The sequence below is a fragment of the Bartonella sp. AP65SXKL genome (assembly GCF_042195725.1).
In the GTDB taxonomy this organism is placed as follows: Bacteria; Pseudomonadota; Alphaproteobacteria; order Rhizobiales; family Rhizobiaceae; genus Bartonella.
Map to the genome: position 1 here is coordinate 1 of NZ_JBHIOW010000013.1, position 15258 is coordinate 15258.

Here is a 15258-nt window from a genome sequence, read left to right on the forward strand (position 1 = left end):
ATATCCACTAAACCAGCATGAAATAAGGCATTTGGCAAAAGAAGATAAGTTGGAACCTGTGGAACAACCGCTCTAATTTGGAGATTAGACGAGGAATCCAAAGGGTCAGAAGACCCAGAAGGCTTTGGTTTAACATGGGAAAGAAGCAGAAGGAACAGAATCCGGAGATGAAGGAGATACCGGAACAGAGGGCGGTAATAGAAGTTCCATGAAATGATTATTAGATAGAATTTTCTAGGCAAGAAACTAAAGTGTGGAAGGCTGCTCGTAGGAAACTTTGCTCTTTGGAGGGGGAAATCAAAAAATTTTTTATTTAGGAAAATAGTGTTGAATTACCTTCTTCTGATCGTAAGAATAAATCGTTGTTTCAATGATGATATCAGCTATTTTTTGCCGAATTTTTAAGAAAAATGCTTTTGTGGAAGTATGTAGCCTATATAGATGTTTATAGGGAGATGGGGGGCGGTCTTGAGAGTGATGTTTTTATTCTTGTATGGGGGTAGCAATGTTAAAAGGTCAAAAAACATGTTTAAGGTATTTTCTTGTCTAAAGGGGGGAGGAAAGGAAGAGGGAAGATTTAATGATTACGAAGATTTTAGGAGATTTTTGGGGGGAGATTAGGGAGATAGGATTTCTGAGAGTTCTGGAGATGCAAGGGGATAAGATTTCTGGAGGATTGTGTGGGCATTCTTTATCGGCGATGATTGCGCTTTTGGGTGCTTAATTTAATCAGTGATCTTGATTATACCACATTCACCATTTTCGCTACCGAAGGAGAGGTTTTGCCCTGCTTGATCCCAATTAAGTGCTGAGATAGCACTTTTCCCATAACCTTTTAGAAGGACTTCTTTTCCATCATGGAATTGTGCCGCTAAAATCATTCCATCATTGAAGCCTATTGCTACAATTTCTTTGTTTGGGTGGCATGAAACGGTGCTAACAAGTGCATTTGCTCGTGTGCCTAGTTCTAGAGGTGTTTTTCCCATGGGGCCATCTTTTGTATGAAAGGGCCAAACAATTGCGGCAGAGGCACCTGATGTTGCTAGCCATTTTCCTTTTGCGCTCCAAGACCAGCTTTTGACTTTGCTTGGATAGCCACTCATGCGGAGGTGCTGATTATCAGTGAGACGCCAGCCGTGTAAGGCGTTTTCTTGCATGGTGGAAATGACATAGCGGTTGTCTGGTGAAAAGGTGACACCACAATGAGCTCCTTTCCATACCAATGTGGTGGGAGATATTTGCGTTGATAACCAATGAAGAGTGACTCCATTGTAATGGGCAACGGCAAGTCGCAAACCTTTTGGGGCAAAAGCAAGGCCTTCTACACTGCGTTCATGTGTGAGCTCTTGTCGTTCTTTTCCAATATGCGCAAATGCGAGGCGTGAGGAGGAAAAAGCAAAAGCTTTTTGTGGACCAAAAGCAACGTTGTTTATCCATTTGCGTTCTTTTTGGCTTAACACTTCCGTGTGATCTGCTGCGGTTGTTTGACAGACTTTTCCATCTTCTCCACCGGTGATGATCGCGGTATTGTCATGGGAAAAATGGCTTGAAATTATTCCTTGGTGAACTTCAACGATTTGTGGGGTTGGATTAAAAAAAACAATGAGACCTTCTACGGAAACAAAGGCTGGTTTATTGCCTATAAAACCGCAGGAAAGGCAGTAACTTTTGAGATCATAATGGGTAATGTTTGGCATTATCACTCACTTATGCGCAATTTTCAAAACCAGTTTTTAATTTTTCAGCATCAAGAGAGCGTCCTATAAAGACAAGGCGGCTTTCTCGTTTTTCATCTTCACGCCATGGGCGTTGATGTTGTCCTTCAAGAAGCATATGTATCCCTTGAATGACGTAACGATCATCGTCTCCTTGAAAGGCGATAATGCCTTTAAGACGCAAGATATCAGGCCCTTGTTGCTGTGTAACCTGCTGGATCCAAGGGAAAAACTTTTCTGGTTGCAGAGCATCTGTTTTTAAACTTACAGAAGTGATGGTAATATCATGAATGGTGGATGCGTGATGATGGTCATGATCATGATTACAATCGGGACCACATACATGATCTGCGTGATGATGGTCAAGAAAATGGGGATCATTATCTAAAGTGCGTTGGAGATCAAAGGAACTACGATCGAGGAGTTTATCAACAGGGATGTTAACGCGCTCTGTTGCGTAAATTATGGCTCTGGGATTAATGGCCAGAATAAGGGATTCAGCATGGCTGCGTTCTTGTTGGGTGACAAGATCAATCTTATTTAAAAGAATAATATCCGCGAAGGCAATTTGGTCTTCAGCTTCACGACTTGTTTTTAATTGAGAGGGAAAATGCTTTGCATCAACGACCGCTATGACACTGTCGAGAGCTGTTTTTTCATGGATAGTATCATCCATGAAAAAGGTCTGTGCTACGGGAACGGGATCAGCAAGCCCTGTCGTTTCTATAATGATCGCATCAAATCGATGAGAACGTTGCATCAGACTTTCTAGAATGCGAATGAGATCACCACGTACGGTGCAGCAAACACAGCCATTATTCATTTCATAAATTTCTTCGTCTGATTCAATGATCAGGTCATTATCAATACCAATTTCACCAAATTCATTGACAATGACGGCATAACGTTTGCCATGATTTTCACTGAGAATGCGGTTGAGAAGGGTGGTTTTTCCAGCACCAAGATAGCCTGTGAGAACCGTAACGGGAAGTTTTTTGGGGTGTATCGTTTCCATGGAGAGACCTTTTATTGTTCTTTATTGCCATGTGTTTATGTTAAATCGATTGATATCATCAAGTAAATCACGAAGCTGAGACAGAACATGAGAAAAGATTGCTTCACCGGCTTGTGGTGTTGCTTTGCTTGCATTTCCTGCCGCACCTTGCGTATTTAGATCTTTCATTGTCCAACCAAAGGCATGAGGACCATAAGCACGTAAATACCGATAATTGGCAATCATATCCGCTTGTTTATTATGAAAATTTTCTGCCTTTTCCATATGGACTTTTTCTGGTGCTAAATAGAGCATGAGAGAGGTTTCGATAAAGCCTCCATGGATATCAAGATGTTGTTGAGATGGCTCCATGAGACCTTGTGGTAAACCAAAACGGCTCCAGCTTGTTGCTACAGCGAGCATGGAAAGGCGCTTTCGTAATTCGGTGATAACGATGCTCATTAAAGGTGAATTGCCTCCGTGAGCATTGAGAAGAAGAAGACGGTTGATCCCTTTGTGATAACAGTTTTCACCAATCTTTATCCATCGCTTAATCGCATCAGAAAAGGTAAGGGTTTGCGTGCCTGTAACATCCATATGTTCTATAGAATAGCCAATCTTTTCAACCGGTAAAAGTGCGATATGAAACTGCTCTTTTGTTTGTAAAGTGAGGGCTTTTGCAAAAGCTTCAGCAATAATCCAGTCGGTTTCGAAAGGAAGGTGCTCTCCGTGATATTCGTGTGCACCCAAAGGTAAAAGAGCGAGAAAAGGTGGGTTAGATACCATAAATTAATGCCCAAAAGAGAAGTCAAAAGAGACAAAGTGATCAAAGGTGCTGTCACTATTTAATCTATCTATAAGAGAAACGCAAATAGGCGTCTTTTTACATCACATATGGATGCATAAAAATGAGAGCTTTGTTAAAAATAGAGAAGCTTTTATTGAGCAAAGCCAACGCAACTTTTCTGTAATATGAGGCAATATTTCTCAAGATAATTATCTTTTGTAAGTATTTCTGATTCATATTCTCATTTTTAATAAGTAAATATTCATACATATTAAATACTTATACATCAAATAATGAAAAATATTTTTCATTATTTATTGAAAATGTAATTTTTTCTGTAAGTTACATATTCTTCTTTTATTATGGAGTGATGATAATCAAAGTATTTCTATTATTGCGATAGTACAGACTTTAGTTGCAATCAGGTGTTCTAAATTCTTAATTCAATTATCTGTATATTACAAAAGAATAGAAATGTTTGTTGATTGATTTTATTTTGGATAGTGTCTTAACAGATTTTAGTGTTCATGAGAAAAAATAAATATAAAGGGAAGAATTCACGTAAGATGAATTTGTAATCTCATAGAGCAGTTTATAAGATGATTCAGTAAGAAACACCGTTGGATACAAGAAACACCATTGGATACATGATAAACAGAACGCCATTGTGTTGCACATTGACGCTTTTGTTTTAAAGAAACATTTCTCAAGGTATCCAAGCCTATTTTGCAACGGCGCCCGTGAATAGTATAACGGTAAAGCCTTATAATATAAAATCTATTGTGTTCCAGCATCTTTACACTTTTAAAGTAAAAAGGGACACCATCATTCACTTTGCCAGTTTTCAATATTGTGTTAACAGCGCTTGATAGTTAAGATACCTCATAAGTGATATTTTCCTTTCTTCAAGTGTGTTTACACACACACACCGATCTCGTTTGTGATTTGCAAGTGAAGAATTTTGATTGATTCAATATAAACAGAGTTAAAATATAAGAGAGTTTTATAATCGTCAGCTTTATCATTCAACAGGCAAAACAATAAATTATTATTATAGATTAATATTCTGCGATTAAAGTGATCGGTTGATAAGTTTATCATTCAATATCAGTTTTCATGGCGTTATTTTTTCAATGTGCTTACTTAAGTTGGTATTTTAAAAATGCAATTTTTTAGTAAGTTTCTCTACTCCTTTTCTTTCAAGCATTTGATTAATTCTTTATTATTATTCATTTTTCACAAATAGCAGACAGTTATGTGAATATTGCCAAAAATTTATTTCAAAGAGAATTATTTTTTACTAATACAGAGTAAATATAAATAAGGCTTCGCTCTACAATATTGACGAAAAATATGGAATAACTTTTATGAAAATTAAGAAAGAAAGTTTTTTCAGTATTTTGGGGATCATCTCATTTTTCATGACTCTCTTTTTATCTGGTTTTAGGTAGTTTGTTGGTGTTCTAGTATTGCTTATAATTTTTTTGTAAATCTGATAGATTTACTTATTTTATGCGTTTGTTTTATTAGGTTTGAAAGTCAATATTTTGTGTTCTTTATGCTGTATGGGATAAAGGGGGCTGAATTACCTTTTTTAAGATGCTATGCAGTATTTTTTCTTTTTATATATCAGTAAAAGTTGAGAATCATTTTATTAACGTCTCTTCCATTTGAAGATAGAGATCTTAATTGTTTTTTTACACTTTATACCTGTTTTATAGAAAAATAGCACACTATTTAAATTTGTTTTATTAGGATAGATTTGTTTTAGATCAAGTTTTTATTTGATACCAATTTCATTTTTATATTTATTGAAATAATAGACAATCATATATCATTATATTGGCAGTTTTAAATTTTATAGTTCTTTAAAATTAATTACATTTTAAATTATTTATAAAAGCTCTATTATATAATTTTTTAAATGAATTTGTTTCGTAATATTTCTTATAATAAGAAATTTAATAAATTATTATTATTTTTAATTATAGCAATAAAAATGACAAAATATTACTGTTGGTATCTTGAGTTATTATGGCGTAAAAGGAATAAATTATTTTTATCATTTATTGTTTTTTATCTTTACATGTAATACATAATGTGTTATATTATAATAACAAAATTACATATAATATTTTATTATGTGCAATTATATAAATGATTAAATATAATTTTTGGTTTTTATATATGTGAATATTCTTTCATTTTTTCAGTGAAGAAAAAGAGGAGCAAAGAAAGCTATGTTTAAAATATTTAAAAATCGTGTATGTTCATTTACTTTTACACTATTTATTCTTTTTTTTATACAAACTATAGAGGGAAATGCAAGTTTTGTAAAAAATAAAGTTCAAGAGAGAATGGCAATTACTATTCCTACACTAGAAAAAAATGTAGCTATTAAAGCTGTGGATAGAGTTGTTATTCAAGGCGTTGAGGAACAAGATGTTATTGCGTTAGGGAAACCTGAAAAAGCTGCTGCCTTTTCAGGTTCAGCCTTTTGGGGGGGAATAAGTATTTTATCACTTCTTGCTTCTTTATGTATTGGGGATGTATTAGGTACTGTTGTAACTCTTTTTGCAATATTTAGTACACTTTAGTAGGAAGCTCATCGACAGAGTCGAGGATTTTTTTGTTCACTTCATTATTTTTAAAAAATAAATATTTTATTATTTATACTATACTAGATAATAAAATCACTAATCTTAATACTAAATGTAGCTTTTATTAACATTATTAAAGTTCAAGATCCTACATTTATGTTGTTTTTTACAAATTAGCGTAACCTGATTTTTTTTTTACAGTTTATGATTATTTTCTAGTAATAAGGCTAGTATACTTACTATCTTTATCAGTCTTTTAATATTGTCTACCTTTTCTCATATGAAGATTATTCATCAAAGGTATATTTTATCCTTTTTAAATTTTTTTATCTTTCATAAGGGGATAAAATAAAAAATATCTCTATATCCATGGCTCTCATGCAATAAGAAAAATGAGAAATTATTATTTATCATTTTAAATTTGTTTATGTTAAATCCATCAGAAGTATTTTTTACGTATAACAAGTTGCGTTCGTGTATGGATAAAATTATTAAAAAAAAGACTAAAAATTCTTCTCATTAATTATCTCTAAGGTTCAAGGACTGTTGTAGTATTGGAAAATAAATGATGGTGCTGGTTTGTATCTTCATAGAGTAAAGATAGTGATACACAATGAATCTTATGTCATCTCATGGAGTGGTTTATACTGTCGCATTTACGGGACATATTGTGAGAGCGAAGTGGTGATGTGCATCGTTGGAAAATGCTTTTATTAAAACAGAAGCCTGAATTTTTGATACAAGTGTATTCTGGGTTGTTCTGTTGTGTAAGGGAAAGATGCTGTTAAGTAAGGTAATTCAGGAGTACTTATAGCTTAGCGGAAGAAGGGCAATGAAGTAAAAGGTCTTGTTTAGCACGAAGACGTGCAATCCATTGATCTTCACGAATAGCAGTATTATGCACTGTAATGAGTTCATTTTTTTTAATTTCAGCGGTTACTGTTGCTTTTTCCAAAAGACCACAAGGAATGGCGTGGTGAGCGCGTGCTTCTGCAATGTTCATTATCCAAGCACGATAAGTATAAAGACCGATAAAGTCTAGCTGATCACCTGGGTGTAAATCTTTTTTAGCAACAGCACAGACTTCTACTACGGGATGGCTAAGAGGAACCATATCTTTTTTGCCATAAAGCATAATACGTGCGCAGGTGAGGGGAACTTCCATTGCTGTTAAATGATAGGGGCGATGAAAGGTGAAGTAAGGCCCCTGACCAATTTTTAAATCTTCCATACGCTCGCGTAAACGTGGGTGTGCTATTTCGGCAATAACAAAGACACCAGGTGAAACACCTGGACCTGTTGAATAATCTACAACACCATATTGCTGCAAAATGCCCCCATCTTGTTTTGGAATAAGCACTTTGTTTAAATCTTGCAGTGCCGCTTGTGGTCCATGCATTCCCGGACAATCGGGGAGAAGTCCGGTGGCATTGGCAATGGCTGCCATTTCAACCATCGTTTTGGAACCATCAATAAATTCAACCAACATGCGCACATTCATATTACGCCGGAATGCTTCTTCTTCGTAAGCGTCAGGTGTAGCATCAAAGCGCAGAGGATTATTTTTTCCTTTACCCGCTGCAACAATCTTATGTCCAAGGGCTGAAACAAATTCTATGAGTTCCATACAAGAAGTAGGTTCATCGCCGGCACCAAGTGTATAAATGAGCCCTCGTTTTTCTGCTTCATGTTTGAGATAAGCGCCAATTGTAACATCTGCTTCAACATTCATCATGACAAGATGTTTGTTATTCTCAAGCGCTTTGATACCAATCTCTGCTCCTGCTTCGGGATAGCCTGTTGCATCAACGATAATATCAATTTGTTCATGGCGCAAAACAAGGTTAATATCATCTGTTGCTGCAATCAAACCCTTTTCAATGCTTTGGGTGAGAGCATAAGTATTTTCAACTTCACAGACATGTCCATCTTCGCCATAGGCTAGTGTAGCGGCATCAAAAATACGTGACGGTGTCCTCGTGGCTACAGCAGCGACTGTTATAGCATCCATATGCGCAATACTTGATAATAAATCTGTGCCCATTTCACCACAACCAATCAGTCCAATACGGATGGGGGGATGGTTTTCTGCACGTTGTTTCAAATCATGCGCTAAACCTGTTAGGTTCACATTGCTTGCCATTCTTTTTTCCTATTTGAAAACTATTCTGCTAAAGAACTTTTCTCATTCATAAGGTGCATTTGTTTTTAAGACAATTAATCTTTTATTCTTGATGCTCTAATCAATGGATTTTATAAAAGCAAGAGGGGTGGTTTCTTTTATCAAATAAAATAGGAATAGCGTTATGCAGCAAAAAATAACAGTACAAGATGTCACCAGTTTTATTGGGAAAGAAGTGGGATTATCGGAGTGGCGTCTTGTTACACAGGATATGATTAATCAGTTTGCATGTGCTACAGATGATCATCAATGGATACACGTTGATGAGGAAAAGGCTAAAAAGACACCTTTTGGCGGCACGATTGCTCATGGTTTTTTAACATTATCGCTTTTGTCTACGCTCGCTTATGAAGCTCTTCCAGAGTTGGAAGGGAGCACAATGGGGATTAATTATGGTTTCGATAAAGTACGCTTCATGAGTCCTGTGAAAACAGGGGTACGGATACGTGCGCGTTTTGTGTTAGACGACGCAGAAATTCGTCCTTCTGGTCGAGTGGTTTTCCATTATGGGGTTACGGTGGAAATTGAAAAGTTAAAAAAACCAGCTCTTACAGCTCAATGGCTTATTGTTGCTGTTGTGGAAGAAAAACCTTCCAATATCTAGATTGCCTTCCAATATCTAGATTATTTGAGTGCTTTATTTTATAAAATTTTTATACAATTCTATTAGAAGTTTCTTCAATGATGATATTGAGAATAATCTATAGGATAATAGATATGGTGGAGCTATCATAGCGTTGATAGCCATAGCAGGTTGCTATCTTTCCTAGATCGTTTTGAAGAGGAGTTTCCTAATGAAGATAGTGCATTGCTTCACGCTTTTGTTTATAGCGTTCTTTAATGGGATCATACCCATCACGTAAAACAGAACTCTTCAAATGGAATATACTTGCGTTGCCAATTCACGGGCTTATTTTAAAGCAACATCTCTTAACGTTTGTCACGCCCATTTCGCAATGGCGCCTGTGAATAGTATAACGATAAAGCCATTGAGCACCCCTATCTTTATGCTTGTGAAGAAGAAAGCTGGCACCATCATATTATATGCTAGCCGCCAATGTTAAGACAGGTCTTGGCGCTTGAGATAATTCATAAGAGGCATGCCTTCCTTTCTTGTATGTTTTTACTCACACGGCTCTTCCTGCTTGTAACGTGCAAGCGAGAGGTTTTGGTTGATTCTATATGGAACAAATTGGGAATGAGAGGATCTTACGGTATTCAGAGTTCTCGTTCAATATGAATAACGCCATATTATCATTATAAATTCAATGTGTTATCTACGGTTTGGAGAGGTTGTGGTCAATGTCTTAATTTAAAGAGAGTCTCACATACTGTGAGATCTCTTATTTTATCCCCTTTTATATTCTTTTATATTAAAGCCATTAAAACTATTTTCTTTCATGTTACAAACGGATGGGGAGAGATAAAAACTGTTTAAGAAAAAAGTTTCTAATCTCTTATGAGTGTTTTCGATAGGCAAGGGTTGGTGCACTTGGAAAGTGGCAAAGGGGATGATGGTATTGGCATGTGAAATTCTAAGTCTTTTAATGTTTTGTTTTATCAAGTTTTTGTACGATTTTATCAGAAGTCCATTGGGTTGTAATATTAAGCACGATCAAAAGGATGATGACGATGGTCATGATGAAGGTATTGTAGCGTTGGTAGCCATAGCGGATTGCCATATCCCCTAAACCGCCTCCACCAAGATATCCAGCAAGTGAGGTGGCTCCTATAAGAGAAATGACCATGACTGTAAAACCTGTAATCAGGCTAGGGAGAGCTTCAGGAATAAGGACATGTCTGATAATTTGAAGACGACTTGCCCCCATAGAGCGGATCGCTTCAATGAGACCGTTTTCAACGGTTTTAAAAGAGAGTTCCGCCATGCGTGCATAAAAAGGGATAGCTGAAATGGTCAGTATAAAAATTACAGCAGGCATTCCTATCCCTCTTCCTACAACGATACGTGTAACGGGAAGAAGATAAAATGCAAGAATAATAAAGGGAATGGCACGAATACTGTCAATGATCATGCTTAAAGGGCGATTGATGAGAGATGAGGAAAAAATCCCCCCGCGTGCTGTTGTGTGAAGAAGAAGACCAAGGGGAAGCCCTATAATAAATGCCATAACAGAAGCACTAAGTGTCATCAATATTGTATCAATAACAGCTTGGGGAAGTTCATGAGACAGAACATTAAACATAGCCTAAGACCTCACAATATCGTCCTTTTTTCGTTAACCATTGAACAGCTTTTTCTAAAGCTTCTTTATCTTCTCCAGGAAGAGCCAAGAAGAGTCTCCCGATGGTTTCATCTTGAACTGTATCAATGCCACCATGCAAAATACGTGCTTTTAAACCACTCTCATTTTCTAGAAGATGAAGAAAAGGCTGCTGGGCAATTTCACCGGCAATATTAATTTCAATGACAGCTTCTCGTCCGATTGGTTTGAGATTTTTCGCAAATTTTTCAGGAAGTTGCGGGGTTACAAGCTTGAGCATGGCTATGGTTGTATCGTCTTGCGGTGATGTAAAGATGTCTTTCACACGTCCTTCTTCTACAATGTTCCCCTGATTAAGAACAACAACGCGATGCGCTATGGTGCGCACAACTTCCATTTCATGGGTGATGAGCACAATCGTGAGATTGAGGTGTTTATTAATATCAGCAAGGAGCTCTAGAATAGATTGTGTTGTTTCAGGGTCAAGAGCAGAGGTGGCTTCATCTGATAACAATATTTTAGGATTAGCAGCGAGCGCACGAGCAATGCCAACGCGTTGTTTTTGTCCCCCGGACAATTGTGCCGGATAGCAATATTCTTTCCCAGATAACCCAACCAATTCAATCAGTTCAAGGGCACGTTTGTGGCGTTGTTTTTTACTTACACCACTTAATTTAAGTGGCAATGCAATGTTATCAAGAATATTCTGCGATGAGAGAAGATTGAAATGTTGAAAAATCATCCCAATTCGTTGACGGTAAGGCGCCCATTCTATCTCTGATAGATTAGAAATATCAACACCTTCAAAAAAAATGGACCCTGCATCAATCTTCTCTAACCCATTTAAACAGCGAATAAGTGTTGATTTTCCTGCTCCACTGCGCCCAATAATGCCAAGGATTTCACCAGCATGGATATTTAAAGAGAGATTATTAATCACCGGAACACCAGCCGTTTTGTTAAAACAACGGCTGATGTTTTTTAAGGAGATAAGAGTAGGTTTTTCCATTCACAATTACTCGGATATTTGGCACAATTACTCGGATATTTGGCACAGTTATTCAGATATTTGGCACAATTACCAAGATGTTTGGGCGGTATTGCCAAAAATCTCTTTGATTTTTGCACGGATAAGATCGTTGTTGTAAGCGGCAACTAATTTTTTAACCCATGGTTCATCTTTTTCGCTCGTGCGTACAACGATGATATTATCATAAGGATTATTTTTTGCGCTCTCCCATGCGACTACATCTTTTTCGAAGTTTAATCCGGAAACAATAGCCCAGTTTGTGTTTATAATTGCAAGGTCAAAATCGTCAATAGCTCGTCCTAACATACCGGCATCGAGCTCACGAATTTGCAGGTTTTTAGGATTTTCGATAATATCAAGTGGAGATGCAAGAATATTATGAGGATCTTTTAACTTAATGAGACCTAAAGAATTAAGAAGAAGTAAGGCTCTTCCACCATTAGATGGGTCGTTCGGAATACCAACATGTGCACCATCACGAAGATCTTTTAAGTCTTTTATTTTGTGTGAGTAAACACCGATTGGAGCAATAAATGTATAGCCGACAATTGAAAGTTTATAGCCACGTTGTTTCATTTGTTCATTAAGATAAGGGGCGTGCTGAAAAGCATTCGCATCGATCTCTCCTGCGTTAACAGCATCATTAGGCAAAGCGTAATCAGAAAAATAAACGAGTTCAATATCTAAACCGGCTTTTTTAGCCTGTTCAGCAGCTGTTTTCCAAATAATCGCATCCCGCCCTTCCATAATACCAAGTTTGATTTTTGTTTTGTCTGCGGCCATGGAAAAAGCAGTAGACAAAAAAAGTGCAAAGAGAGAGAGGAATAATCCTATAATCCGACTACGAGAAAAATTTTTTAATGTCATATGCTTTTAACTTTCTTTTTCGAGAAATTTTTTGAGGGAAGTTTCAATATACTCTGTATCTTTTTAGGCAGATTTAAAGTTATACAAGCTTTAGAGAATATTCAATCACTTTTATTTTTAAAAGAGTATTATTTTTCCTTCTATTTTAGTTGTTTTGGGGGCTGATCATCATTTGTTCATAGAAATTCTCTGAAATTCAAATAATTAATTCTTTTATTGCAATCATTTGTTGAGGGAACCAATGCCCCTTTAAAAACTTCTGTAAGGGACAATTGGTTGAAGAACCGGACAATCAGATGATGCTTTAGCCGTAAATTCATGAAGAACATACTGTGCAATCAAGATCAAAAGGCCGTGTTCGTGTAGGCGATAAAGAGAAATTTTGTTGCAATGTTGTGGGTTTTTGGGGGGAATAAAGGTTGCTGATCATTGGATTTAAACGCGGCAAATTTTTGCAACGGCGAATTTTTGCCCTTCATACGTTTTAAGAGAGGAAGAAAAATAATGTTAAGAAAGAAATTTTTATCAACAATGATGACTTTATGGGCTTTAGGAGCGTCAGGGGTGGCTGTGACTGCTTTTCACGCACAAGCTGGAACCATTACAGGAACAGTTGCTCGTGTTGCATCAGGTCAGGTATCTTTACGCACAGGCCCTGCGACAGCTTATAAAGTTATCGCAATGGTTCCAATGGGAGCAAAAGTGCAAATTTATGGCTGCCTATCCAATAAAACTTGGTGTTCTCTTGGTTATCATGGAAAAGTTGGTTGGGCATCTGCACGTTACGTCAATGTTAACGGTGTTCCTACCATTGCTTTTAAAAAGATGCCAGCAAAATCAAAATCCATGGTAAAATCGCCAAAAGAAAAAGTAAAACAGGCTGTTTCCGACTTTAAAGCTCTTCCGGCGATTCAAAAAACACGGAAAAATATGCAAAAACTATACAGAACAGATATGATTATCGATTCTACAGGTGTTAAAAAAAGGGATGAACGAACAATTTTAAATCCGTCGCAAAAAGCACAAGGCGTTTCTGTAAAGCACGTGAGTGCTTATAATCCCTCCTTTCCTGATAATGTCAATTACAAAAATTTTGAACGTAATGAAACGCGTTACCGTGTCGTGACCTATCCTGCTCGATAAGGGTAAAGTTAATTTTACAACCGGAATGACAAAAAGGATCAGCAGCATGAAGCAAACAATGCTTATGCTGCTGATCCTATTGTACCGTAAAATGTCATTAAGGCGGCAATGCTTAACTTAAGGTGGCGAGGCATTCAAGGATATTCCGAGTCAAATTTGACAATACCTTGGATTACAGTTCTTTAGGATGGTGATATGAACCTTCAGCTGGGGAAGGTTATACTGAAGAGAAGCCGGACTTTTGACAGACCGGCTAGGGGTTCTTTGTCCTTTCGGACAGGGCGTTAATTTGCGGACTTAGGCTTTATCAAATTACGAGAAATGAGCAATTCAGCAATTTGAACGGCATTCAATGCTGCTCCTTTTCTTAAATTATCGGCGACAACCCAGAAAGCTAAACCATTTTCAACGGTGATATCTTCACGAACACGGCTAATAAAGGTATCATCTTCTCCGGTACCTTCATAAGGTGTGGTATAACCACCATCTTCGTGTTTATCGATAAGCTGACAGCCTGGTGCATCGCGGAGGAGCGCTTGTGCTTCAGATGCGCTTAGTGGTTTTTCAAATTCAACATGGACGGCTTCGGCATGACCGATAAAGACAGGGACCCGAACAGCAGTGGCTGTTAATTTAATTTTCGGATCGAGAATTTTCTTCGTCTCAACCGTCATTTTCCATTCTTCTTTTGTATAACCATCTTCCATGAAAACATCGATATGAGGAATGACATTAAAGGCAATGCGTTTAGTGAATTTTTTTGATGTAATTGGGTCTGCAACAAAAACTGCACGTGATTGTTCGAAAAGTTCGTCCATTCCTTCTTTACCAGCTCCAGAAACAGACTGATATGTAGAGACAACAACACGTTTAATGATTGCAGCATCATGGAGAGGTTTTAAAGCTAAGACCAGTTGAATTGTTGAACAATTAGGATTTGCTATAATATTACGCTTAGAAAAGGCATTTATAGCTTCGCCATTGACTTCAGGGACTATCAACGGAACATTGGCATCATAGCGCCACGTGGAGGAATTATCGATGACGACACAGCCGGCAGCAGCAATTTTAGGGGCGTATTCTTTGGAAATGCTCCCTCCCGCAGACATAAGACAAAAATCTGTGTCAGAAAAATCGTAAGTATCCAGTGCTTTTACTTTTAAAGTTTTATCTCCATAAGAAACTTCTTGTCCTAATGAGCGTCGTGATGCTAGAGGGACAATTTCATGTGCAGGAAAACCACGTTCTTCTAAAATTGTAAGCATTTCACGACCAACATTTCCGGTTGCGCCGACAATTGCAACTTTATAACTCATTTTCTATATACTCCTCATGTCTCTCCACGTTTATTCCCCGTGCTATACTCAGGAGAGAGTGAGTTGGTCAAGGAACATCATTAAATTATATTTTTGATTTTCAACAACTCAATTTTGTGCACACCAATCATCATCATTAGCACAATAAATTGTTTTATTTCAAATAATACGTCTCTTTTAATCTTTCAGAATTGAAAAAATTGAATATTTTACGCTAAGCTATTATCTCTTTAGAAAACACTTTAATTAAGTGAATTCCTTATCTTCTGTCAATGTGTACCTTCACACTTTTGAATTTTTTAAAGATGGTATTACGTATCGCGTTGGTGGAATCTTTTTATACTTTATCTGTTAATTGTTGAATTATTTGATTTTCTCCCTATGCGCTTTAAAAGCGAAGCT

At 36.9% G+C, this 15258-nt stretch carries 12 protein-coding genes and 2 pseudogenes; 4 read left to right on the plus strand and 10 right to left on the minus strand.

Going from position 1 to position 15258, the window contains the following annotated elements:
- Positions 1 to 192, minus strand: a pseudogene (locus tag ACFIMP_RS07665) (hypothetical protein); the annotation flags it as partial.
- 388 nt (positions 193 to 580) lie between these two features.
- Here ACFIMP_RS07665 and ACFIMP_RS07670 point away from each other — a divergent pair.
- Complete coding sequence (locus ACFIMP_RS07670) at positions 581 to 724, plus strand: hypothetical protein (RefSeq protein WP_375686215.1); 144 nt, start codon at positions 581 to 583, stop codon at positions 722 to 724.
- A 1-nt stretch (position 725) separates the two neighbouring features.
- Here ACFIMP_RS07670 and ACFIMP_RS07675 read toward each other — a convergent pair whose 3' ends face one another.
- From ACFIMP_RS07675 to ACFIMP_RS07685, 3 genes are read right to left on the minus strand one after another with little or no spacing between them, the layout of a single operon-like run.
- Positions 726 to 1697, minus strand: a complete 972-nt coding sequence (locus tag ACFIMP_RS07675) for a WD40 repeat domain-containing protein (RefSeq protein ID WP_375612282.1) — start codon at positions 1695 to 1697, stop codon at positions 726 to 728.
- A gap of 10 nt (positions 1698 to 1707) precedes the next feature.
- Positions 1708 to 2730, minus strand: coding sequence for a CobW family GTP-binding protein (locus ACFIMP_RS07680; RefSeq protein WP_375612283.1), 1023 nt, complete (start codon positions 2728 to 2730; stop codon positions 1708 to 1710).
- Positions 2731 to 2751: 21 nt separating this feature from the next.
- Positions 2752 to 3495 carry a creatininase family protein gene (locus ACFIMP_RS07685; RefSeq protein WP_375621597.1) on the minus strand — a complete coding sequence of 248 codons (744 nt, stop codon included), beginning with the start codon at positions 3493 to 3495 and terminating at the stop codon, positions 2752 to 2754.
- Between the two features lie 2241 nt (positions 3496 to 5736).
- On the opposite strand from ACFIMP_RS07685, the gene ACFIMP_RS07690 reads away from it, so the two are divergent.
- Positions 5737 to 6093 carry a hypothetical protein gene (locus ACFIMP_RS07690; RefSeq protein WP_375612285.1) on the plus strand — a complete coding sequence of 119 codons (357 nt, stop codon included), beginning with the start codon at positions 5737 to 5739 and terminating at the stop codon, positions 6091 to 6093.
- A gap of 811 nt (positions 6094 to 6904) precedes the next feature.
- Here the strand turns inward: ACFIMP_RS07690 and ACFIMP_RS07695 are convergent.
- A complete protein-coding gene (locus ACFIMP_RS07695; RefSeq protein ID WP_375686216.1) occupies positions 6905 to 8239 on the minus strand; it encodes an NAD(P)H-dependent oxidoreductase in 1335 nt (444 codons plus the stop codon).
- A gap of 163 nt (positions 8240 to 8402) precedes the next feature.
- Here ACFIMP_RS07695 and ACFIMP_RS07700 point away from each other — a divergent pair, with 163 nt between their 5' ends.
- On the plus strand, positions 8403 to 8882 hold the full coding sequence (locus tag ACFIMP_RS07700) for a MaoC family dehydratase (protein ID WP_375612287.1): 480 nt from the start codon (positions 8403 to 8405) through the stop codon (positions 8880 to 8882).
- A gap of 190 nt (positions 8883 to 9072) precedes the next feature.
- Here the strand turns inward: ACFIMP_RS07700 and ACFIMP_RS07705 are convergent.
- The 4 genes and pseudogenes from ACFIMP_RS07705 to ACFIMP_RS07720 all read right to left on the minus strand — a co-directional run.
- Positions 9073 to 9371: pseudogene (locus tag ACFIMP_RS07705) on the minus strand (integrase); the annotation flags it as partial.
- 451 nt (positions 9372 to 9822) lie between these two features.
- Positions 9823 to 10482, minus strand: a complete 660-nt coding sequence (locus ACFIMP_RS07710) for a methionine ABC transporter permease (protein ID WP_375609233.1) — start codon at positions 10480 to 10482, stop codon at positions 9823 to 9825.
- Positions 10475 to 11509: a methionine ABC transporter ATP-binding protein gene (locus tag ACFIMP_RS07715; protein ID WP_375612288.1), complete on the minus strand. Its 1035-nt coding sequence runs from the start codon at positions 11507 to 11509 to the stop codon at positions 10475 to 10477. The genes ACFIMP_RS07710 and ACFIMP_RS07715 overlap by 8 nt, the downstream gene beginning before the upstream one ends.
- A gap of 69 nt (positions 11510 to 11578) precedes the next feature.
- Positions 11579 to 12397: a MetQ/NlpA family ABC transporter substrate-binding protein gene (locus ACFIMP_RS07720; protein ID WP_375613641.1), complete on the minus strand. Its 819-nt coding sequence runs from the start codon at positions 12395 to 12397 to the stop codon at positions 11579 to 11581.
- A gap of 504 nt (positions 12398 to 12901) precedes the next feature.
- On the opposite strand from ACFIMP_RS07720, the gene ACFIMP_RS07725 reads away from it, so the two are divergent.
- On the plus strand, positions 12902 to 13540 hold the full coding sequence (locus tag ACFIMP_RS07725) for an SH3 domain-containing protein (protein WP_375613640.1): 639 nt from the start codon (positions 12902 to 12904) through the stop codon (positions 13538 to 13540).
- A gap of 284 nt (positions 13541 to 13824) precedes the next feature.
- On the opposite strand, the gene ACFIMP_RS07730 is transcribed toward ACFIMP_RS07725, so the two are convergent.
- Positions 13825 to 14856 (minus strand): aspartate-semialdehyde dehydrogenase, encoded by a 1032-nt coding sequence (locus tag ACFIMP_RS07730; protein WP_375613639.1) that lies wholly within the window; start codon positions 14854 to 14856, stop codon positions 13825 to 13827.
- Positions 14857 to 15258: the final 402 nt, after the last annotated feature.